Origin of the sequence: Phytopseudomonas seleniipraecipitans, assembly GCF_900102335.1 — a bacterium.
In the GTDB taxonomy this organism is placed as follows: Bacteria; Pseudomonadota; Gammaproteobacteria; order Pseudomonadales; family Pseudomonadaceae; genus Aquipseudomonas; species Aquipseudomonas seleniipraecipitans.
The window spans coordinates 136,634-158,067 of sequence record NZ_FNBM01000003.1 but is presented as its reverse complement, the minus strand read 5'-3'; the positions used below and the strand labels follow the sequence as shown (position 1 = coordinate 158,067).

15 protein-coding genes are annotated in these 21,434 nt (G+C 63.3%); 1 reads left to right on the top strand and 14 read right to left on the bottom strand.

From position 1 onward, the window contains the following. The first annotated feature begins 17 nt into the window (after window positions 1-17). Window positions 18-1,346 carry an NTP/NDP exchange transporter gene (locus tag BLS60_RS08385; protein WP_092366867.1) on the top strand — a complete coding sequence of 443 codons (1,329 nt, stop codon included), beginning with the start codon at window positions 18-20 and terminating at the stop codon, window positions 1,344-1,346. Here the strand turns inward: BLS60_RS08385 and BLS60_RS08380 are convergent. From BLS60_RS08380 to BLS60_RS08315, 14 genes are all read right to left on the bottom strand, one after another. Next, on the bottom strand, window positions 1,336-2,220 hold the full coding sequence (locus BLS60_RS08380; protein WP_092366865.1) for a LysR family transcriptional regulator: 885 nt from the start codon (window positions 2,218-2,220) through the stop codon (window positions 1,336-1,338). The two genes, BLS60_RS08385 and BLS60_RS08380, sit on opposite strands and share 11 nt — an antisense overlap. A gap of 84 nt (window positions 2,221-2,304) precedes the next feature. After that, complete coding sequence (locus BLS60_RS08375) at window positions 2,305-5,094, bottom strand: hybrid sensor histidine kinase/response regulator (RefSeq protein ID WP_070880143.1); 2,790 nt, start codon at window positions 5,092-5,094, stop codon at window positions 2,305-2,307. Window positions 5,095-5,253: 159 nt separating this feature from the next. After that, window positions 5,254-6,543 carry a phosphoribosylamine--glycine ligase gene (purD, locus tag BLS60_RS08370; protein ID WP_092366863.1) on the bottom strand — a complete coding sequence of 430 codons (1,290 nt, stop codon included), beginning with the start codon at window positions 6,541-6,543 and terminating at the stop codon, window positions 5,254-5,256. A 131-nt stretch (window positions 6,544-6,674) separates the two neighbouring features. Next, window positions 6,675-8,279: a bifunctional phosphoribosylaminoimidazolecarboxamide formyltransferase/IMP cyclohydrolase gene (gene purH, locus BLS60_RS08365; protein WP_092366857.1), complete on the bottom strand. Its 1,605-nt coding sequence runs from the start codon at window positions 8,277-8,279 to the stop codon at window positions 6,675-6,677. Window positions 8,280-8,353: 74 nt separating this feature from the next. Then, a complete protein-coding gene (fis, locus tag BLS60_RS08360; protein WP_042554510.1) occupies window positions 8,354-8,674 on the bottom strand; it encodes a DNA-binding transcriptional regulator Fis in 321 nt (106 codons plus the stop codon). Next, window positions 8,671-9,669 carry a tRNA dihydrouridine synthase DusB gene (gene dusB / locus BLS60_RS08355; protein ID WP_092366854.1) on the bottom strand — a complete coding sequence of 333 codons (999 nt, stop codon included), beginning with the start codon at window positions 9,667-9,669 and terminating at the stop codon, window positions 8,671-8,673. The genes fis and dusB overlap by 4 nt, the downstream gene beginning before the upstream one ends. A gap of 468 nt (window positions 9,670-10,137) precedes the next feature. Beyond that, window positions 10,138-11,526: a DUF3426 domain-containing protein gene (locus tag BLS60_RS08350; protein WP_092366845.1), complete on the bottom strand. Its 1,389-nt coding sequence runs from the start codon at window positions 11,524-11,526 to the stop codon at window positions 10,138-10,140. Between the two features lie 102 nt (window positions 11,527-11,628). Continuing rightward, a complete protein-coding gene (prmA, locus tag BLS60_RS08345; RefSeq protein WP_070880138.1) occupies window positions 11,629-12,507 on the bottom strand; it encodes a 50S ribosomal protein L11 methyltransferase in 879 nt (292 codons plus the stop codon). 138 nt (window positions 12,508-12,645) lie between these two features. Beyond that, window positions 12,646-14,001: an acetyl-CoA carboxylase biotin carboxylase subunit gene (accC, locus tag BLS60_RS08340; protein ID WP_070880137.1), complete on the bottom strand. Its 1,356-nt coding sequence runs from the start codon at window positions 13,999-14,001 to the stop codon at window positions 12,646-12,648. A 17-nt stretch (window positions 14,002-14,018) separates the two neighbouring features. After that, window positions 14,019-14,471 (bottom strand): acetyl-CoA carboxylase biotin carboxyl carrier protein, encoded by a 453-nt coding sequence (gene accB, locus BLS60_RS08335; protein ID WP_070880136.1) that lies wholly within the window; start codon window positions 14,469-14,471, stop codon window positions 14,019-14,021. A 216-nt stretch (window positions 14,472-14,687) separates the two neighbouring features. Beyond that, the gene (aroQ, locus tag BLS60_RS08330) at window positions 14,688-15,137 is read right to left on the bottom strand and encodes a type II 3-dehydroquinate dehydratase (protein WP_070880135.1); all 450 of its coding nucleotides are present in this window, start codon (window positions 15,135-15,137) and stop codon (window positions 14,688-14,690) included. 120 nt (window positions 15,138-15,257) lie between these two features. Then, window positions 15,258-17,027: a protein-disulfide reductase DsbD gene (locus BLS60_RS08325; RefSeq protein ID WP_420848441.1), complete on the bottom strand. Its 1,770-nt coding sequence runs from the start codon at window positions 17,025-17,027 to the stop codon at window positions 15,258-15,260. Window positions 17,028-17,323: 296 nt separating this feature from the next. Then, window positions 17,324-19,288, bottom strand: coding sequence for a methyl-accepting chemotaxis protein (locus BLS60_RS21975; RefSeq protein ID WP_092366843.1), 1,965 nt, complete (start codon window positions 19,286-19,288; stop codon window positions 17,324-17,326). Window positions 19,289-19,498: 210 nt separating this feature from the next. Further along, window positions 19,499-21,112, bottom strand: a complete 1,614-nt coding sequence (locus BLS60_RS08315) for a diguanylate cyclase (protein ID WP_092366841.1) — start codon at window positions 21,110-21,112, stop codon at window positions 19,499-19,501. Window positions 21,113-21,434 lie beyond the last annotated feature (322 nt).

Sequence of the window (21,434 nt, the reverse complement as noted above, 5' to 3'; positions counted from 1 at the left end):
GAGGAGCCCGTGCTGCCATGATTCTGCCTCTGCAACAGCGTGTAGCCCGTGCGATCAACGCGCAGCCAGGCGAGTTAGCCGCGGCGCTGGCGGGCTTCGCGTTGTTCTTTTGTCTGTTCTGCGGCTACTTCATGCTGCGGCCGATCCGCGAGTCGATGGGCATTCAGGCCGGCGTGGAAAACCTGCAGTGGCTGTTCACCGCGACCTTCTTGGTCATGCTGCTGGCTGTGCCGCTGTTCGCCTGGCTCAACTCCCGGGTGCCGCGCATCCATTTCATCGACTGGGTCTACGGCTTCTTCTGCCTCAACCTGCTGGCTTTCGCCGTGGCGTTCAGCGTGATGGCCGAGAACCTGTGGATGGCGCGGGTGTTCTACGTGTGGATCTCGGTCTACAACCTGTTCGTGGTGTCCGTGGCCTGGAGCCTGATGGCCGACGTGTTCGACTCGCCCCAGGCCAAACGGCTGTTCGCTTTCATTGCCGCCGGCGCCAGCGTCGGCGGGTTGGCCGGGCCGGCGCTGAGTGCGTTGTTGGTCGGCGCGCTCGGTGCCAGCGGCCTGGCGTTGCTGGCCGCGCTGCTGCTGGCCGGAGCCTTGGCGCTGAAACACTACCTGATGGGCTGGCGCGAGCGTGCCGGGGCCGGGCGGCCAGGTGCCAGCCAGGCGGAAAGCCCACGGCGGCCGGTTGCCGGCAATCCGTTCAGCGGCATGACCCGGGTGTTCCGCTCGTCCTACCTGCTGGGTATTTCCGCGTTCGTGATCCTGCTCGCCACGGTCACCACCTTTCTGTATTTCGAGCAGGCCCGGCTGGTCGCCGAGCTGTTCCCGGATCGTGACGAGCAGGTGCGGGTGTTCGGCCTGATCGATTTCGTGGTGCAGGCCGGCGCGCTGCTCGCCCAGCTGTTCGTCACCGGGCGCGTAGCCCAGCGGCTGGGCGTGCGCGCCTTGTTGGCCGCCGTGCCTCTGCTGATGTGCGTGGGGTTTCTTGCTCTGGCGCTGGCGCCGACGTTCGCCGTGCTCGCCGGCCTGATGATCGTGCGGCGCATCGGTGAATACGCGTTCGTGCGCCCGGGCCGCGAGATGCTCTTCGCGCCGCTGGATGCCGAGAGCAAGTACAAGGCCAAGAACTTCATCGACACCGTGGTCTATCGTGGCGGCGATGCGCTCAGCGGTTGGGCCAAGAGCCTGATCGACCTGCTCGGCTACGGTGTGGCGCTGATCGCTGTGATCGGCGCGCTGTGTGCGGCCATCTGGGGGCTGCTCGGCTGGTACCTGGGTGGCCGCGCTGATCGGGGCGACACCGGGCTGCCGCCGCCAGGTGACGACAGCGAGGCGTCCATCACGCGTTGATCAGCGTGCGCGCTTCGGCGAAGCAGGCTTCGGCCAGCGCCGAGCGGGGCGCGCTGCGGCGCATGATCAGGCCCAGCGGGGCCAGGGTGTGGGCATCCTCGATGGGCGTTAGCACCAGGTCGTTGGTGAACTCGGCCAGGCCGTTCTGTAGCGGCATGATCGAGCAGCACAGGCCGGCACTGACCGCTTGCAGCAACTGGTGAACGGCATCGGTTTCCAGCTTTGGCAGCGGCGTCAGGCCGCGGGAGCGGAAGCTGTGGTCGATTGACTGGCGAAAGTGCATGCCAGCGGACAGCAGGCCCAGCGGCAGGTCGATGAGAGTTTCCCAGCGCAGAGTGGTTTCCGTGAACTGGAAGTGACGACGGTCATACAACAGACCCATGCGCGTCGCGGCCAGCTCGAGGCTGTCGAAATGCTCGCGATCCAGGCGGTCGAGGTACGACAGGCCAAGGTCGAGCTGGTTGCTGCCGAGGCGTTCGAGGATCTGGTCGCTACTCAGTGCGAACAACTGGAAGCGCAGCCCCGGATGTTGTTCGGCGAACAGCTGTACTAGGTCCATCGGGTCGAAGCCGGACAGTGGCACCACGCCGAGGCGCAAGGTACCGACCAGTTGCCCGCGGCAGGCCGCCGCCTCGGCATACAGGCCGTCATGCGCAGCCATCACGCTGCGTGCCCAGGCGAGGATGCGTTCGCCTTCGGCGCTGAAACCCTCGAAGCGCTGGCCGCGGCGCACCAGTTCCAGACCCAGTTCGTCTTCCAGGTTGCGCAGGCGCATCGACAGCGTCGGCTGAGTGACGTGGCAGCGCGCGGCCGCCTGGCCAAAGTGGCGGGTTTCGTCGAGGGCGATCAGAAACTTGAGTTGCTTGATGTCCATGGGCGCTTAGTCGGGCGTGGGCGGCGCTGTTGCGGCGCGGAAACCGCCTGTCGGGCAGTTGGTGGCGACAGTTTAGCAGCCCGATCAGGACGGAACCGTGTCGTCCTCGGGCTGAGCCTGGCGTTCGCCAACCCAGTATTCGATCAGATCACGCAGTTGCGACAGCTCCACCGGCTTGGCCATGTGGCCGTCCATGCCGACCTGCCGCGCGCGCTCTTTGTGTTCAGTGAGAATGTGCGCAGTCAGCGCCACCACGGGTGTGCGTGGGCGGCGCTCGGTGATCTCCCAGGCGCGCAGTTGTTCGGTCGCCGAGAAGCCATCGAGCACCGGCATTTCACAATCCATCAGCACCAGGTCGTAGCGCTGCGCTTTCATCGCACTCAGCGCCTCCTCGCCGTTGCTGGCGGTATCGGGCTGCACGTTGAGCTTGCCGAGCATGCCGCGGATCACTTTGGTGGAGATGCTGTTGTCTTCGGCGACCAGGATGCGGAAGTCCTCCGGCACCTGCAGTGAAGGGGTGCTGGCCGGCGCGTGGGTTTTAACCCCACGCTGACGCTGGGCCAGCTCTTCGGCCAGGGTGGCCTTGAGCGTGTATCCGGCTACTGGCTTGGCGAGAATGCGCTTGATACCCGCGTTGCGCGCGATGATCTTGCTCGGTGCATGGCTGATACCCGTGAGCATGATGATCAGAATATCGTTGTTGAGGCTCGGGTCTTCCTTGATCTTGGCAGCCAGCTGCATGCCGCTCATGCCAGGCATTTCCTGATCGAGCAGCACTGCGTCAAAGTACTCACGCATGTGCGCCTTGGTGCGCAGCAGGGCCAGCGCCTCTTTTCCGGACGGTACGCTGCTGACGTTCATGCCCCAGGCGTTGCACTGCTGCAACAGCACCTTGCGGCAGGTGTCGTTATCGTCCACCACCAGCAACCGGGTGCCTTGCAGGGTGCCGTCGATATCGGTGCCTGGCTGCTGCAGGCGCGCGTCATCCAGCGGCAGCGTCAGCCACAGGGTGGAGCCTTGGCTGCCGCCGCTCTGGATGCCGAACTCGCCGCCCATCAAATGGATCAGCTGACGGGCGATGATCAGTCCCAGGCGCCCGCCGAGGCGGGTGGCCGAGAGAAAGTCGCGGCTCTGCAGTTCAGTGTTGAGCAGTGCATCGCGCTCGGTGGCGTTCAGCGGCAGGCCGCTGTCCTGCACGGCGAAGCGCAGGCGCGGCTGCTCGCCACTGGTGTCCAGCGCCACCACCAGGAGAATCTCGCCTTCGCTGGTTTGCTTGAAGGCGTTATCGAGCAGGCTGAGCAGGGTCTGGCGCAGGCGGGTCGGGTCGCCGCTGACGATTCGCGGCACTTGCGGCTGGATGAAGCTGATCAACTCGATCTTCTGCAATTCGGCCTTGGCGCGGAAAATATCCAGGCAGTCTTCGGTCAGGGCATTGAGGTCGAACTGCACGTCATCCAGCTCGATCTGCCCGGATTCCAGCTTGGAAATGTCGAGAATCTCGTTGATCAGGTTGAGCAGTTCGTTGCCGGAGCTGTGGATGGTCTGCACGTAGTCGCGTTGCTTGGCCGATAGCGGCGTGCCGAGCAGCAGCTCGGTCATGCCCAGCACGCCGTTCATAGGCGTGCGGATTTCATGGCTGATCTTGGCCAGGAATTCGGCCTTGGCCTTCAGCTCTGCGTCGCTGGCGGCCAGTGCGGTTCGCGCTCGTGCGGCAGCCCGCTGAATATGCCGCTGATGCTCGGCCAGCGCGGCGCTAAGCACCACGCCACTGAGGGTGGCGATGGTGAATACACCGGTGACCAGCCAGCCAGGATCAAGCTGGTCGAAGCCAAGCAGAATCGGGATGAACAAGCCAAAGCCGACGTTGAACACCACCATGCCGCTGACCACCAGTCGCGCTGACTGGTAACCGTTGTGCCAATGCACGCCGCTCACCAGCAGCACGATCAGCGTGCCGACGAAGACTGTCAGGTAGACCAGCGCGCTGTACCAGAGCAAACCGGTGAGCAGAATGGTCAGGCCCAGCATCAGGGTCAGCAGCGCGTGGCCGGTTAGCAGCCAGTTGAGTTTGCTGCGCTGCATCGGGGTGCTGTGAAAGAAACCGAGTGCGAAGGACGACAGGCAGAAGGCCGCGAGCAGCGCGCTGATATCGGCAATCAACGACTGGTTGTAGCCGAGGCTCGGCACCCACGCCGCCAGTATGCCCAGGTTCGCCGCCGCGCAGACCGCCAGCCCGGCATGCAGGCCGGCCAGCCAGAGGCTGCAGATCGAGCGGGCATAGGCGAAACGAATCAGGTTGTAGACCACCACCAGCAGCAGGGCGCCAAGTAGCGCGCCAAACAGGTAGGCAGGTTTTTCCAGGCTGACCAGTTCGCTTTCGTCGATGACCTTGAACCAGGCCATCAGCGGATGATTGGAGGTCATTCGCACATAGACTTCACGCGCCTGGCCGTCATTCGGCAAGGCCATCAGGTAGGCGCGTGAGGGCAGCGGTCGCGAGCTCAGCGGCATCGACTCGCCGGTATGCACGCTTTGTGCGACCTGATTGTTTTGCAGCAAGTAGTAATCGAGAAACTGCACCCGCGGTGCGAACACCCAGAGCCAGTAGGGTGCCTGGTGTTCGGGCACATCGAAGCGCAGCCAGACGGCTTTTTCGCTGGGCGGAAAGGTAAAGGCGAGAGTGTCGAGGGGCAGGAACTGGTTGCGTCGGCTGCGCACGTCGTCGAGATCCATCTGCGCGCTGTCGTCAGTGAACACCGACCAGCCAGTGGCATAGGGTGCCGCGACCCGCTGTTCGGCGGCGGTGCTCGATATGCATGCACCGGCCAACAGCAGGCTGACGAGTAAACCTATGGCGATCCTGAGCCGTCGCACGTGGCAGTCCCTTTAGGTGATACCGCTGAATTATAGCCAGCCGTAGTGACGCAGACGATGAAACCTAGACGCTATCCTGACCGCCGGGCACAGTTGAAGGTCAACGAGGCCCGGGTATTGCTGACCAGCGGCACTCAACTGTGCCGCCGCGTTGTTACATCACTTATCGCCACGTTCGCGAGCGATCGCACGATAGCCGATGTCGTTGCGGTGGAACATGCCGTTCCAGCGAATCTTTTCCGCCAGGCGGTAGGCCTGTTGCTGTGCATCGGCGACGCTGGCACCAATGGCGGTGGCGCAGAGTACGCGGCCGCCAGCGGTGACCACCTGGCCGTCTTTCAAGGCGGTGCCAGCGTGGAATACCTTACCGTCGAGCGCTGCAGCGTGGTCCAGGCCTTCGATCACATCACCCTTGGCATAGTCGCCCGGGTAGCCACCGGCAGCCAGCACCACGCCAACGGTCGGGCGTGGGTCCCAGCGGGCTTCGACCTTGTCCAGCGCCTTGGCCAGCGCGGCTTCCACCAGCAATACCAGCGACGACTCGAGGCGCACCATGATCGGCTGGGTTTCCGGATCGCCGAAGCGGCAGTTGAACTCGATGACCTTGGGCTTGCCAGCCTTGTCGATCATCAGGCCAGCGTACAGGAAGCCGGTGTAGACGTTGCCTTCGGCCGCCATGCCGCGCACCGTCGGGTAGATGACTTCGTCCATCACCCGCTTGTGCACCTCGGCAGTCACCACCGGGGCTGGCGAGTAGGCGCCCATGCCGCCGGTGTTCGGGCCGCTGTCGGCGTCGCCTACGCGCTTGTGGTCCTGGCTGGTGGCCATCGGCAGCACGTTCTCGCCATCGACCATGACGATGAAGCTGGCTTCCTCACCATCGAGGAACTCCTCGATCACCACCCGGGAACCGGCTTCGCCAAAGGCATTGCCGGCGAGCATGTCGCGTACCGCGTCTTCGGCCTCCTGCAGGGTCATGGCGACGATCACGCCTTTGCCCGCTGCCAGGCCGTCGGCCTTGATCACGATTGGTGCGCCTTTCTCACGCAGGTAAGCCAACGCTGGCTCGATCTCGGTGAAGTTCTGGTAATCGGCGGTTGGGATGTTCTGGCGAGCCAGGAAATCCTTGGTGAACGCCTTGGAACCTTCCAGCTGGGCGGCGGCTGCCGTCGGGCCGAAGATATCCAGCTTGCGGGTGCGGAACAGGTCGACCACGCCTTTGACCAGCGGCGCTTCCGGGCCAACGATGGTCAGTTGCACGTTCTTCTCGGCGAAATCGGCCAGTGCCTGAATATCCAGCACGTCGATGGCGACGTTCTCGCACTTGGCTTCGGTGGCCGTGCCCGCGTTGCCGGGGGCGATGAAGACCTTCTCGACGCGCTTGTCCTGTGCCACTTTCCAGGCCAGGGCGTGCTCACGACCGCCGCTGCCGATGATCAATACGTTCATGTCTCTCTCCTTATGGAGGCGGGCCGAGTGCCCTTTCGGCGGATAAGCGAAGCGTTATCCGCCCTACGAATTCCGAGGTCGCGATCGGAGCCAGCTGCAACGCGGCAGATGCCTGTCCGAGTGAGGCCGATTTAGTGCCTGAAGTGGCGCATGCCGGTAAACACCATGGCAATCCCGGCTTCGTCGGCGGCAGCGATGACTTCGTTGTCACGCATTGAGCCGCCTGGCTGGATCACCGCGGTGATGCCGGCCTTGGCGGCGTTGTCGATGCCGTCGCGGAACGGGAAGAAGGCGTCGGAGGCCATCACGGCACCCGGTACCGGTAGGCCAGCGTGCTCGGCCTTGATGCCTGCGATGCGCGCCGAGTTGACACGGCTCATCTGGCCGGCGCCGACGCCAACGGTCTGGCGATTCTTGGCGTACACGATCGCGTTGGATTTAACGAACTTGGCCACTTTCCAGGCGAAGATCAAATCGTGGACTTCCTGCTCGCTCGGTGCGCGCTGGGTGACGATCTTCAGGTCATCGGCGGTGATCATGCCGATATCGCGGCTTTGTACCAGCAGGCCACCGTTGACACGCTTATAATCCCAGCCCGGGGCGCGATCGGTCGGCCATTCGCCGCATTCGAGCAGGCGCACGTTGGCCTTGGCGGCAACCACTTCACGGGCGGCGGCGCTGATTTTCGGGGCGATGATCACTTCGACGAACTGACGCTCGACGATGGCTTTGGCGGTCTCGCCGTCCAGCTCGCGGTTGAAAGCAATGATGCCGCCGAATGCCGACTCGGTATCGGTGGCGTAAGCCAGGTCATAGGCCTTGCGAATGCCGCCTTCGCTGTCCAGGGCCACGGCCACGCCGCACGGGTTGGCGTGCTTGACGATCACGCAGGCCGGCTTGACGAAGCTCTTCACGCATTCCAGTGCGGCGTCGGTGTCGGCCACGTTGTTGAACGACAGCTCCTTGCCCTGCAGCTGCACGGCGGTGGCCACGCACGCCTCATCGGCATGCTCGACATAGAACGCGGCCTTCTGGTGCGGGTTCTCGCCGTAGCGCATGTCCTGCGCTTTGATGAACTGGGTGGTGAAGGTGCGCGGGAACAGGCTGCGGTCTTCGGTGGACAGGGTGTCGCGGCCCTGGTCGATGGTGCCCAGGTAGTTGGCGATCATGCCGTCATAGGCCGCGGTGTGCTCGAAGGCCTTGAGGGCCAGGTCGAAGCGCTGCGCGTAGCACAGGCCGCCGATTTTCAGGGAGTCGATGACCGCGGCATAGTCGCCGGCATTGACCACGATGGCCACGTCTTTGTGGTTTTTCGCAGCCGAACGCACCATGGTTGGGCCACCGATATCGATGTTCTCGATGGCGTCGGCAAGGTCACAACCCGGCTTGGCCACGGTGGCGGCGAAGGGGTACAGGTTGACTGCCACCAGGTCGATCGGCTTGATGCCGTGCTCGTCCATCACCGCGCCGTCGAGGGCGCGACGACCGAGGATGCCGCCGTGGATCTTCGGGTGTAGGGTTTTCACCCGGCCATCCATCATCTCTGGAAAACCGGTGTAATCGGCCACTTCCACTGCCGCCACGCCATTGTCCTTGAGCAGCTTGTAGGTGCCGCCGGTGGAGAGAATTTCCACGTTGAGGGCAACGAGCTCGCGGGCGAATTCAAGGATGCCGGTCTTGTCGGAGACGCTGATCAACGCACGGCGGACGGGGAGGCGGGTGGTCTGGTCGGTCATTTCAGAATCCATCAGAGCAGAGTATTAGCAAAAAAGGCGGCTTCGTTAGAGCCGCCCTTTTCAGGAGTTCGGGATCAGAGCAGATCGTACTGCTTGAGCTTCTTGCGCAACGTGCCGCGGTTCAGGCCGAGCAGCTCCGAGGCTTTGGTCTGGTTACCCTTCACATAATTCATGACGGTTTCCAGCAGCGGGGCTTCCACTTCGGTGAGCACCAGGTTGTAGACGTCGGTGACGTCAGCCCCTTCAAGGTGAGCGAAGTAGTTGTGCAGGGCTTTCTCGACACTGCCGCGCAGGGTCTGGCCTTCTTCGCTCGGTGTGTTGAGGTGCTGTTTCAAACTGGCGTTGTCGCTCACGGGTGCAATCCCACTTCCTAAAGTCTCGTTCAACATGGTCATGCGGCCACCCCTTTTTCGTCGTTGTAGCGCTCACCGAAGAACTGGCGAACGCTTGCACACTGCGCCTCCTGGCTGTCCAGACGATTAAACTCGGCTCGGAATTCACGGGCGCCGGGCAGCGTCGCGAGGTACCAGCCGACGTGCTTGCGGGCGATGCGCGCACCCATCACGTCGCCATAGAAGACGTGAAGGGCGGCCAGGTGCTCGAGCAGAATGCGTTCAATCTCGTTCAGCGCAGGGGCGGGGCAGTGGGCGCCGGTGCGCAGGTAATGCTCAATTTCTCTGAAAATCCATGGGCGGCCCTGAGCCGCGCGGCCGATCAGCAGGCCATCGGCGCCAGTCGCAGCCAGCACATGGGCAGCCTTCTCCGGCGAGTCGATGTCGCCGTTGGCCAGTACCGGAATGGACACGGCCTGCTTGATCGCGGCGATGGTGTCGTATTCGGCCTCGCCGGTGTAAAGGTCGGCGCGGGTGCGGCCATGCACGGCGAGGGCGACGATGCCGCACTGCTCGGCGATGCGCGCCACCTCTACACCGTTCTTGTTCTGGCGGTCCCAGCCGGTGCGGATCTTCAAGGTTACCGGCACATCGACGGCGGCTACCACTGCTTCGAGGATGGCCTGGACCAGTGGTTGATCCTTGAGCAACGCGGAGCCAGCGGCCTTGTTGCACACCTTCTTGGCCGGGCAACCCATGTTGATGTCGATGATCTGGGCGCCCAGTTGCACATTGGCGCGGGCTGCCTCGGCGAGCATCTGCGGGTCGCCACCGGCAATCTGCACGGAGCGTGGCTCCGCATCACCGCTGTGGATCATGCGCAGGCTCGATTTTCGCGTATTCCACAGGCGTACATCGCTGGTGACCATTTCCGACACCACCATGCCGGCGCCCAGGCGGCGGCAAAGCTGACGGAATGGCTGATCGGTGACGCCGGCCATGGGGGCCAGGATCAGTCGATTGGGCAATGTGTAGGGGCCGATGCTTAGCGCCGACATAGGGCTTCCCTGCTCAAGAGCAGTACTGTTGAGGCCATTAGGGTCTGTTTCCATTTCGGCGCAAGCCGAGTTGCTGCACAAAATCTCGCCAGGCTAGGCGGAGGACGCCGGGAATGGCGTTCCCTTGCCAAGTCCTCCAACAACGCATGGCGAGATTTTTTGCGCAACCCGGAGAGCCGGGCCAGCTTTGACGCGACGCTGCGTTTCTCACCGGCTCATTCGGCCAGCCAAACTTCGCGGCTCGTGCCTTGCCTCGCGGCAAAACTGGCTCCGGCGCGGTCGTGCCGAAATGGAAAAAGACCCTAACAGAGTGCGAAAAAGGGTGGAGATCATACCCGCTCTGAATGACCGGATAAAGATCGTTTTGAACAAAATCTGAACAGTTGACCTGTGGTCTCTGGTCGCGCTAGCCAGCGAGCGCATTGCAGACGGCTGCCGCGCAGGTGCCGTTTATCCGGGAGCCGCGCACTACTCCGGCGAGTGGAAATTCAGGCTGTAATTCACTGCGCGGGCGCCAGGGTCGAGAATGTCGATGGCGATATGGATAGGTATCTGCGGCGGCATTTCTGCCTGGCCGGCCAGCTCGCCCGCCAGGTATTCGCTGGGCTTGAAACGCCGGCTGGCGATCAGTTGGCCATTGAGGTCGGCGAAACGCATCTCCAGCAGCGGAAACGGCTGGGAGAAGGGCGCGCGGTTGTAGAGGATCGCATCGACGACCAGCGCCCCGCTGAACTCTGGATGGCTGCGCACAACCAGGTTACTGCTCTTGATCTGCTCGATATCCACCTTGGACGGCAGCGTGCAGCCGATCACTGGGCAAGCCTGTTCGAACCACGGCCGGTATTGGTCCTGGCGAGCCAGTTCGGCGTAGTGATAAATCACGTATTGGCCGGCCAGCGCGGTAGCGGCCAAGAGGTTGAGCAGAGCCCAGCCGAACCAGCGCCCCCACGGCTTGCGCGCGGGTTGCCAGTCTAGCTGCAGGGGCTCCTCTTCAAGCTCGAAGAGGGGATCGTCGCGCAGGTTCGGCTCGCTGCGTGAGCGCCCCCGTGCGGCAGGCTTCGCCTTTGCCGGTGGCGGTTCATCCGCATCGTCGTGTTCCGGCAGCGGCTCGATGGTTGCTGGCTCTTCGTCGCGCTGGGCACTGAGGCTGAACGTCGGCTCGTTATCCTCACGCGTCACGGTCGCCTTGTTTGGCGCATCGACCAGGTCGCGAATGCCCGGTGTCTTGGGGATCGGCGGCAGGTCTTCCGGCTTGTAGGTGCTGGGCGGTGGCTGGCCGAAGTCGGTCGAGCTTAGTGACGGCTGCTCGGTCAGCGGTTCGAGCGCCAGTTTGCCGGCCGGAGGATCGTCGCGCAGCAGGGCTTCGGCCCAGCGTTCGTCATCGGTCGGCTCGTCATCGTCTTCTGGCTGCTCGAAGCGGGGCGTCTGCCGCGAGGGCTGATCCAGCTCCAGAAACTGGCGGGACAACTGCTGCTCCTGGGCCTCGAGCTTGGCCAGCTCTTCATCCAGGTCCAGGTCATCGAGGTCCAGATCGTCGTGAATCCACAGGGTTTCGTCGTCGGCTTTGCCGGTCGGCTTGGCAGGCGCCGCTTCTGGGGCAACGCTCGGTGCAGGTGCAGGTGCAGGTGCAGGTGCAGGTGCAGGTGCAGGTGCAGGTGCAGGTGGCTTGGCAGCTGCCGGCGCGGCCGCGCGCATGTCGGGAATGTGATGACCCTGCTCGCGCAGCTGGCGAGCCGCATTGAACACCTGCAGGCAGGCGCCACAGCGCACCGAACCCTGGGCAATACCGAGCTGCGCCAGGTTCACGCGGAAGCTGGTGCTGCAGTTCGGGCATTGGGTGACGAAGCTTTCGGTCATGCGTATTCCGACGGCCGCGGGGCGGCAAAAACGGGGCGATAGTCTAACCCAACAGATTGCAAATGCAGCATTAAGTGCCGCGCCCTCAAAGCGGGCGCTGGCTCAGCGACGAATACCGCTGATGCGCACCCAGCCGTCCTGCGTAGCGGTGGGGTCGAGCACGAAGTCGGCTGCATAGGCGGCGCGGACTTCTTCGGCTTGCTCGGCGAGAATGCCCGACAGCGCCAGGCGACCGCCGCTCTTCACCAGCCGGGTGATCTGCGGGGCCAGGCTGACCAGCGGGCCGGCGAGGATGTTGGCGACCACTACATCAGCCGGCTCCTGCGGCAGGTCCGCCGGCAGGTAGACCGGGAAACGCTCGGCAGCAATGCCATTGCGCCCGGCGTTATCGCGGGAAGCTTCCAGGGCCTGAGGATCGATATCGGTGCCGACGGCGTGCGGAGCGCCGAGCAGCAGCGCGGCGATAGCCAGGATTCCCGAACCGCAGCCGAAGTCGAGCACGCTGCAGCCGTCCAGCGGCTGCCCGTCGAGCCATTGCAGGCACAGCGAGGTGGTCGGATGCGTACCGGTGCCGAACGCCAGGCCAGGGTCGAGCAGCAGGTTGACGGCATCCGGCTCCGGCGCTTCGTGCCAGCTCGGCACGATCCACAGCCGCTGGCCAAAGCGCATCGGCGCGAAGCCGTCCATCCAGCTGCGTTCCCAATCCTGATCGGCGATGTGCTCCACCTGGTGCTCGGGCAGTGCGCCGCCGGTCAGCAGTTGCAGGTGGGCGAGCAGGGCGTCGGCATCGGTGTCCGCCTCGAACAGCGCCAGCAGGTGGGTATTGCTCCACAGTGGGGTGGTGCCCAGGTCGGGCTCGAAGATTGGCTGATCCTCGGCATCCATGAAGGTCACCGATACCGCGCCGACGTCCAGCAGGGCGTCTTCATAGGTCGGCGCCTGTTCTGGGGTGATGGCGAGGCGCAGCTGTAACCAGGGCATGGAAGACTCCCGTGAGGGCAGCGCCGAGAGTTGAGGCTCGGGCTGCAAAAAATAGGCGGTCAATGATAATACGACCGGAAAAAACAAGGGAGCGGCCTTGGCCGCTCCCTGTCATGCACACAACATACTGCTCGTTGCTTAGTGCTTATCCATACCCAGTTTCTTTTCCAGGTAGTGGATATTCACGCCGCCTTCGCAGAAGCCCTTGTCCACAACCAGATTGCGGTGCAGGGGCACGTTGGTCTTGATGCCGTCGACGACGATCTCTTCCAGGGCGTTGCGCATGCGGGCCAGGGCCTCGTCACGGGTGGTGCCGTAGGTGATCAGCTTGCCGATCAGCGAGTCGTAGTTCGGCGGTACGGTGTAGCCGCTGTACAGGTGCGAGTCGACGCGTACGCCGAAGCCGCCTGGTGCGTGGAAGTGCTTCACTTTGCCGGGGCAAGGCATGAAGGTATCCGGGTCTTCGGCGTTGATGCGGCACTCCAGGGCGTGGCCCAGAAGCTTCACATCTTCCTGTTTGTACGACAGCTTGTTGCCAGCGGCGATGCTGAGCATCTCCTTGACGATATCGATACCCGTGACCATTTCGGTAACCGGGTGCTCGACCTGCACGCGGGTGTTCATTTCGATGAAGTAGAAACGACCATCTTCATAGAGGAACTCGAACGTGCCGGCACCGCGGTAGCCGATCTCGATGCAGGCATCGACGCAGCGCTGCAGTACTTCGGCGCGGGCTGTTTCGTCGATCATCGGCGCTGGCGCTTCTTCTAGTACCTTCTGATGACGGCGCTGCAGCGAGCAGTCGCGGTCATACAGGTGAATGGCGTTGCCTTGGCCGTCGGACAGTACCTGGACTTCCACGTGACGCGGATTGCCGAGGAACTTCTCCAGGTAGACCATCGGGTTGCCGAACACCGAGCCTGCTTCGCTGCGGGTCAGACGGGCCGATTTGATCAGGTCCTCTTCCTTCCAGACCACGCGCATGCCACGGCCACCGCCGCCGCCAGCGGCCTTGATGATCACCGGGTAACCGACTTCGCGGGCGATCGCCAGCGCGGTGTCTTCATCTTCCGGCAGCGGGCCGTCAGAGCCGGGGACTACCGGTACGCCGGCTTTGATCATGGCGTGCTTGGCGGACACCTTGTCGCCCATCAGGCGGATGGTGTCGGCTTTCGGGCCGATGAAGGCGAAACCGGAGTTTTCCACCTGCTCGGCGAAATCGGCGTTTTCCGCGAGGAAGCCGTAGCCGGGGTGGATGGCGGTCGCGCCGGTGACTTCCGCGGCGCTGATGATCGCCGGGATGTTCAGGTAGGACAGGTTGCCAGGCGCCGGGCCAATGCAGACCGACTCGTCGGCCAGGGCCAGGTGCATCAATTCACGGTCGGCAGTGGAGTGCACGGCTACGGTCTTGATGCCCAGTTCCTTGCAGGCACGCAGGACGCGCAGAGCGATCTCGCCGCGGTTGGCGATCAGAACTTTTTCCAGCTTCTGCATTACGGGTTCCCCGTGCATCAGACGATGGTGAACAGCGGTTGATCGTATTCCACCGGCTGGCCGTTCTCGCCCAGGATGGATTCGATCGTGCCGCTGGTTTCGGCCTCGATGTGGTTCATCATCTTCATCGCTTCAACGATGCAGAGGATGTCGCCTTTCTTCACGGTCGAACCGACTTCAACGAAGTTGCCCGAGGTTGGCGAAGCGGCGCGGTAGAAGGTACCGACCATTGGCGAGCGTACGACGGTGCCGTTCAGCTTGGCAGCGGCAGGTGCAGCAGCTTCAGCAGCGGCAGCCGGAGCGGCGGCAGCGACTGGCGCAGGAGCTGGTGCATAGCTAGGCTGCACGTAGGTCGGCTGCTTGCCGTGACGGCTGATGCGTACGGACTCTTCGCCTTCCTTGATTTCCAGTTCGTCGATGCCGGATTCTTCCAGCAGCTCGATCAGTTTTTTGACTTTGCGAATATCCATAGGTGTTCAACTCCCAGTCTGGTCAGGGTCGTTCAAGTTGTGGGAATGAACCGCCGCTTGAACAGATTGTGTGAAAGCTACTGCGCTCGGTCATGCTGCGTTAAAAACCGGCTCAAAATGCTCATTTACACCTCGTAAACTGCGCTTTCTCGCCGTTTTTTGCCTTGCCTGACCTTCGCTCGCGATGCTTTCACACGATCTGTAATGGCGCCGGTTTCAGGTGTTTTTGCTTGCCAGGTTTTCCAAAGCGGCATCCAGGGCCAGCCGATAACCGCTGGCGCCAAGACCGCAGATCACGCCCACTGCCACGTCGGAAAAGTAGGAGTGATGCCGGAAAGGCTCGCGCTTGTGCACATTCGAGAGGTGCACTTCGATGAATGGGATGCTCACCGCCAGCAATGCGTCACGTAATGCGACGCTGGTGTGGGTGAAGGCGGCCGGGTTGATGATGATGAAGTCGACACCCTCGCCCCTGGCAGCATGGATGCGGTCGATCAGCTCGTACTCGGCATTGCTCTGCAGATACTGCAGGTGATGGCCGGCCTCGCGGGCACGTTGCTCCAGGTCGAGGTTGATCTGCTCGAGGGTCGTGGCGCCATAGGTGCCTGGCTCGCGGGTACCGAGCAGGTTCAGATTGGGGCCGTGCAAAACCAACAGGGTCGACATGATCCGGGCTTCCTTCTTTTTAGCTGCGCGGACTCTGCCAGAAGTGCCGTAGGGCTGTCCAGTTTTCGGGAGTAGTCAGCACGATCAGTGCAGGGTTGGCCGGATATGTGACCGAATTGCCTAAAATCGTTCTCGGGCCCGACTTAGTCGCTCGGAAAACCCCGCAGCGTCGATCTCGCCGACCACGCGCAGGTCGTGCATTTCCTCGCCGTTACCGGCGAATACCTGAATGGCTGGCGGACCAAACAGCTGGTAGCGATCGAGTAGCGCGCGTTGCGCGGCGGTGCTGTCGGTCATGTCGAAGCGCACCAGATGATAGTCAGCCAGTTGCGGGCCGACTTGCGGTGAGTTGAACACCTCGCGCTCAATCTTCTTGCAGCTGATGCACCAGTCGGCATACCAGTCGAGCAGCAGTGGCTGGCCGGTATTCTTCGCCTGCGCCAGGGCGGCATCCAGCTCGGCGGGGGCGCTGACGGTCTGCCAGCTGCCGGCCGTTGCGCTGCCCTGCTGAGCGGCTGCAAAGCCACTGCCGAGAGGCCGTAGCGGATCGTCACGACCTTGCAGAGCGCCTGTCCAGGCGGCCAGGGCATAGACCAGCAGCGCCAGGCCGGCGAGTTGCGCCAGCTTGCCGCGCGACGATTTCGGGGTGAACTCCAGCGCACCGAGGAACAGCGCGATACCGGCGGCCAGCAGGCCCCACAGCGCCAAGGCCAGGTTGCCGGGCAGCACGCGCTCAAGCAGCCACACCGACACTGCCAGCAGCATCACGCCAAAGGCATTGCGCACCGCGACCATCCAGGTGCCGGATTTCGGCAGTAGCGCACCGCCGCCTGCGGCGAAAATCACCAGCGGCGTACCCATGCCCAAACCCAGCGCGAACAGTTGCAGGGCACCACCTACTGCATCGCCCGTGCTGCTGATATAGAGCAGCAGCGCGGTGAACGGCGCGGTTATGCACGGCGAAACAATAAGGCTGGACAGCACGCCCAGAGTCGCTGCGCCAGCCAGCGTGCCGCCTTGGGTCTGCGCCGCTTTGCGGTCCAGGCGCTCGCGAATGAACGCCGGCAGGCGAAGTTCGAATACGCCGAACATGGCCACCGCGAACACTGCGAAGAACAGTGCGAACGGCACCAGAATCCACGGCGATTGCAGCATCGCCTGAAGGTTGAGCTTGGCACCGAACAGCCCCATCAGCGCACCGAGGGCGGCGTAGCAGGCGGCCATCGGCAGCACGTAAGCCAGCGAAAGCGCCAGGCCGCGGCCTCTGCTCGGTCGGCCGCGCAACACCACGCCGGAAAGGATCGGCAGCATCGGCAGCACGCAAGGGGTGAAAGTAAGCGTCAAACCTGCGGCGAACATCAGCGCCAGGTCGACCCAGTTCCAACCTGCCTTGGCCGGCACGGTTGCGCTCGCCACGCTGGCTACACCGCCATTGATGGCCAGCGTCTCGGTTTCCGGCGGATAACACAGACCCTTGTCGGCGCAGCCCTGGTACGTGACGGCCAGGTTGAGTGGTCTGTTGTCCGGGTTGTTGAGTGGTACCTCGACATCCAGTACTTCGTAGAACACCTGCACATCGCCGAAGTACTGATCGTTCTTGTGCAGCCCTTCCGGCACCTCGACCGCAGCGCCTGCCAGTTCGGCGGGCTCGATCTTGAACTTGAACTGGTGGCGATAGAGGTAATAGCCCTCGGCGGCGACGAAGCGCAGAGTCGCCGAGGTCGGCGAGCTGTTGACCACACTCAGCTTGAACGCTTCGCGCACCGGCAGGAAGTCCGCGCTGTTGTTCAGCGCCTGGCCAAGTGGCGCGGCATTCGGGCGGCTGTCGAAAACCCCGGCGCTCGCGGGCAGAACGACGAGCAACAGCAGCAGGCAAAGGAAGCGTGGCATGGGCATCTCGTGAGGCGGCAATCGCAGCATGATAGCGGAGCTGGCGCTCTGCGGCATGAACCACGCGGTAAGTGAGCGTTGCACTGGCGGGGTGTCGCCTGGCCTGAGGGGAAATTGTGCGGCATAAGGCCGCGAGCATTATCCGAAATAGCGTTGGCTGGTTTAAGGCGAGAGCGGCCGGTCGTAGGGTGGACGACGCCTCACCTACGCGGCCCGACCCGTCCACCGCTCTGCGATTGCAATGGTGGATGAAAAGAGCGTCATCCACCCTACGGCTACTCTCGCCTTTTGCCGGCCTACACCCGAAACGCCTGTACCGCCTGGTTCAACTGGCCACTCAGCTCCTGCAGTTCGCCGCTCTGCTCGCGGCCCCGGCTGATGCGCTGCAGGTTGTCGCCGCCCAACTGGTGGATGCGTTCGCTGTGGTCGCGGATTTCGCTGACGGCGCCGCCCTGGTAGGCGGTGGCATCGGCGATACGCCCGGCCATGCTGATGATGGTGCGAATCGCACCGACAATTTCATCCAGCGCGCCATCGGCTGCTTTCGCCTGGCTGGCTGTGGCTTCGGCATGTTCGACCTGGCTGCGCATCGCTACCAGCGAGCCATTCGCCGCTTTCTGTAGGCGGCCGATCACATCCTGAATCTGCGTGGTAGCCGCGCTGGTGCGTAGCGACAGCGTGCGCACTTCGTCCGCCACCACGGCGAACCCCCGGCCGGCCTCACCGGCACGTGCGGCTTCGATGGCCGCATTGAGGGCAAGCAGGTTGGTCTGCTCGGCGATACTGTGAATCACTGTCAGCACGCTGCCGATGGTGCCCGTCTCTTCGGCGAGGCGCTCAATGGTCTGGGCGTTGCCTTGTACTTCCTCGACCAGCGCATGCAGGCCGGTCAGGCTGTTGCCAATTACCAGCTGGCCTCGCGCCAGGGCGCGGTCGGCGTCGCTGCTCGCGGTAGCGGTTTGGCTGGCATCGTCGGCGACCTGCAGGATGGTCGCTTCCAGTTCGCCAAGGGCGTCGCGGATCTGCGCGGTATCGCTGGCCTGGCGTTCTGCACCCTCATGCAGGCCGCCGCTTAGGTCGGCCAAGGTGTGGCTGGACGCCGAGACCTGGCCGGCATGTTGACGGATGGTGCCGACCAGATCGACCAGATAGGCGCGCAGGCGATTGAGCGACTCTTCGATATCGCGCAGCTCGCGGGTGTTGGTATCCAGATGAATCTCGCCGCTGAAATCCCCAGCGGCCCAGGCCGAGAGTGCTGGCACCAGGCGTTCTAACAAGCGGCTGAGACGACGCTGCAAGGTGTCGATGATCAGCGCGATGAGCAAAATCAGCGCCACCATGACGCCGAGGATCAGGCGCACCTCACCCTGGATGCGGCCATGCTCGCCGCGCACCTGCGGTTCCAGCGTATTGAATGACTGCTGCACGGCATCGAGTCGGGCGCGTGTGGCTGCGGCGAGCTGGCCACGTTGTTCGATAAGCGTGCGAGTGCGGGCCAATTCTGCCGGGTAGCGGCTCAGCAGGCTGTTGAACTCGCGTTTCAGGGCGATGCCGCGATCTCCCGTCTCGGTTGCCTGGCTGTCGCTTTCCAGGCCCATCAACGATGCAAAGGCATTGCCGCCTGACGCGGCTTCATCACTGACGCCAAGCAGCGCCAGGCCATCGAGTGTTTTCGCCTGCTCTTGCAAGGCTTGCACTTCGCGCTCGACTTCGGCCGCCAGCTCGCCGCGTCCGCTGCTGACCAGCTTGTCGCGTGCCAGAGCCAGCCGCGCGAGGTGCTGGGCCGCTTCGAACAGCGGTCGGCGGTAAGCCTGCGCCGCCTCGCCCTGGCCGTCGTCGGCATAGCGCGCGAGTTGCGACAGGGCGCCAGCCAGTTCGCGCTCCGCCTGGATCAACAGGCCTTGCGGATCACCCGAGAGTTTGCCGGCGGCGAGCAACTGGTCGGCAGCGAAGGTTTTCAGTTCACCGAGGCTGCTGATCAGGTCGCCGGTGAGGTTGGCAGGTAACTGGGCGACGTCCTGTTGCAGCGCATCGAGACTCTGCACGGCGGCGCTGTGGCGCAGCGCATCGCCGCTGTCCAGATAGCCCAGGATGTTGCCTGCGGCCTCGCGCTGGAAGTGCTGGGAAAGCCCCAGATACTGCTCCATCAGTACATATGGGCGCTCCAGCGCCCGCTGCGACCACCACAGCGTGCAGGCCAGGGCGATGCCGACACCGACCAGCAGCAGCGTATTGAGATTGGTAAGCGATTTAAGGCGCATGAGGGCTCGACCGACGGCTTAACGGTGCTGGCACTGCGCCATGCAGTGCCGCGAAGTCGGTAAGTTATTGCGCTTTCATTACAGGGCTATGACGACGAGCTATGCGTCACCCTTATGGCGTCAAACAGGCGACTGGCGGTCGCCGTATTGATCACGCGATCGGACGGCAACCGCCTATCCGGGCGGCAGTGGTAAAGGCGATCTCGCGCCTCAGCCATGCACCTCGACGCGATTGCGGCCCGCATGCTTGGCGCGATACAGCGCTTCGTCGGCCTGCTGAGAGAGATGTTTGCCATCCAAGCCGTCACGCAGTTCGGCGATACCGCAGCTGAAGGTACAGCTGAGGTCGTGGGGTTGGGCCGGGTAATGGATTTCAGCGAAGCGTTTGCGCACTTCGTCAAGCACGGTGGCGGCTGTGCGGGCGTCGGTATTGGGCATCACCACCGCGAATTCCTCGCCACCGTAGCGGCCGATGCAATCGCTCTTGCGCAGCCGTTGCTTGAGAAACAGCGCCAGGCTTTTGATCACCCGGTCGCCCATGGGATGGCCATAGTTGTCGTTGACCTTTTTGAAGAAGTCGATATCGAGCATCGCGAAACTCAGCGGCTGCCCGTCACGCTCGGCGCGAAAGCGCGCGTCCTCAAGTAACTGCAGGGTATGCGTATGGTTGAACAGGCCGGTGAGGCTGTCGCGGACCATGCGTGCCTTCAGGTTGCGCGCGCGGTCGGCGCGGTTGCGCACGGTGGCGATCAGGTGACGCGGCTTGATCGGCTTGGTGAGGAAGTCGTCACCGCCTTCGCTCATGGCGTCAAGCTGCTTGTCGAGATCGTCCTCGGCCGACAGGTAGATGATCGGCACGCTGACGTAGCGGTCGTTGTGGCGGATCACCTTGGCCAGCTCGGTACCGCTGCAGGCCGGCATATACATGTCGAGAATGATCAGGTCTGGCTGGAATTCAGCCAGCTCGGCCATCGCCTGGATCGGCTCGGTCAGGGTGCGGGTAACGATGCCGGCGCTGTTGAGTACACGCTCGGTGTGGGTGGCCTGAGCGCGGGAGTCGTCGATGATCAGTACCCGGTAGGGCTCGTACTGGGCAACGTGGGTCAGCACCTCGATACGCTCCAGCAGGCTGGAAGCATCCAGCGTGCCGGTGAAGAACTCGCGGCCGCCGGCACGCACGGCAGCCAGGCGGGTCGGCGTATCGGTGTCTTCATGGCTGTAGAACAACAGCGGGATTTTCTCCTGCAGCCCTTCCTGCACGGCCTGCGCCAGGAGTAGCCCGTTACCGGGTCCGGCGAAGTCGATCTCCATGAGAATGGCCGCTGGATGACGTTCGAGCATGGCGGCGCGGAACGCGTTGGCGGTATCCAGTGGCTTGGCGTTCATGCCAAAGAAATCCAGCTGCTGCGCCAGGCGCTCGGCGCGCTCCAAGTGCTGCAACGCCAGGTACACCGGCTTGCGCAGAGGTGGCAAGGTGGTCTGCTCGAAGCGGTCGCCGTGACGCAGACCGGTGCGCGACAGGCGCTGCATCAACTGGTTGAGCTCGCTGATCACCTCACTGCTGAGGCGGCCGCGGTTGGCACCTACGGTGCTCAGGCAAGCGACGATCTGCAGGGCCAGCTGGCAATGCTCGGTCTGCTCGAAGCGCTCGGCATAACGCTGCAGCAATTGCGCGGCCTCGCGCAGCTCCTGCATACCGGAGTCGTTCCATTCCACGCGCTGCAGGCGTTGCCAGACCTCGAGTACCTGACGGGCCTGATGGATCACGCGCTGCGCGAAATGCTGCTTGAGTCGGTCGCGGCTGGGATCTTCGTGGTCGCTCATTGGCCTTCAATCTATATGGGGCGGTGATCGCTACCGATTGGTGGCTTCCTGCTATCAAGTGGCGCATTTTGCCACTCTCGGGCCGGCAAAGCTGTGAATCGCCCCGCATGCTGGGCAGAGATGCCGTCCGCTGCCGTGCCGTGGCGCTGAATGGATTTGTTACGCGTCACGTCGTGAACAGCTTGCTGCGCTGCGCAGTGAAGTAGCCTTCCCTTATAGTGGCCGGCGTAGGCTGGCTCCGTTCAGACCGGTAAGTATTAGCGCAACCCTGCTAACGGCCTGTGGTCGAAGCCCTGTACGTCGCAGATCAAAGGATAAACGC

Bases quoted from the DNA above. Each gene is read 5' to 3' on its own strand.
- prmA (WP_070880138.1), bottom strand. From the start codon at position 12,507: ATGCCCTGGTTACAGCTGCGCCTCGCCATCACCCCAGAACAGGCGCCG.
- aroQ (WP_070880135.1), bottom strand. From the start codon at position 15,137: ATGTCGACCCTGTTGGTTTTGCACGGCCCCAATCTGAACCTGCTCGGT.
- BLS60_RS08350 (WP_092366845.1), bottom strand. From the start codon at position 11,526: ATGACCGAAAGCTTCGTCACCCAATGCCCGAACTGCAGCACCAGCTTC.
- BLS60_RS08380 (WP_092366865.1), bottom strand. From the start codon at position 2,220: ATGGACATCAAGCAACTCAAGTTTCTGATCGCCCTCGACGAAACCCGC.
- accC (WP_070880137.1), bottom strand. From the start codon at position 14,001: ATGCAGAAGCTGGAAAAAGTTCTGATCGCCAACCGCGGCGAGATCGCT.
- BLS60_RS08325 (WP_420848441.1), bottom strand. From the start codon at position 17,027: ATGCCACGCTTCCTTTGCCTGCTGCTGTTGCTCGTCGTTCTGCCCGCG.
- fis (WP_042554510.1), bottom strand. From the start codon at position 8,674: ATGACCATGTTGAACGAGACTTTAGGAAGTGGGATTGCACCCGTGAGC.
- accB (WP_070880136.1), bottom strand. From the start codon at position 14,471: ATGGATATTCGCAAAGTCAAAAAACTGATCGAGCTGCTGGAAGAATCC.
- purD (WP_092366863.1), bottom strand. From the start codon at position 6,543: ATGAACGTATTGATCATCGGCAGCGGCGGTCGTGAGCACGCCCTGGCC.
- dusB (WP_092366854.1), bottom strand. From the start codon at position 9,669: ATGTCGGCGCTAAGCATCGGCCCCTACACATTGCCCAATCGACTGATC.
- BLS60_RS21975 (WP_092366843.1), bottom strand. From the start codon at position 19,288: ATGCGCCTTAAATCGCTTACCAATCTCAATACGCTGCTGCTGGTCGGT.
- BLS60_RS08385 (WP_092366867.1), top strand. From the start codon at position 18: ATGATTCTGCCTCTGCAACAGCGTGTAGCCCGTGCGATCAACGCGCAG.
- BLS60_RS08315 (WP_092366841.1), bottom strand. From the start codon at position 21,112: ATGAGCGACCACGAAGATCCCAGCCGCGACCGACTCAAGCAGCATTTC.
- purH (WP_092366857.1), bottom strand. From the start codon at position 8,279: ATGACCGACCAGACCACCCGCCTCCCCGTCCGCCGTGCGTTGATCAGC.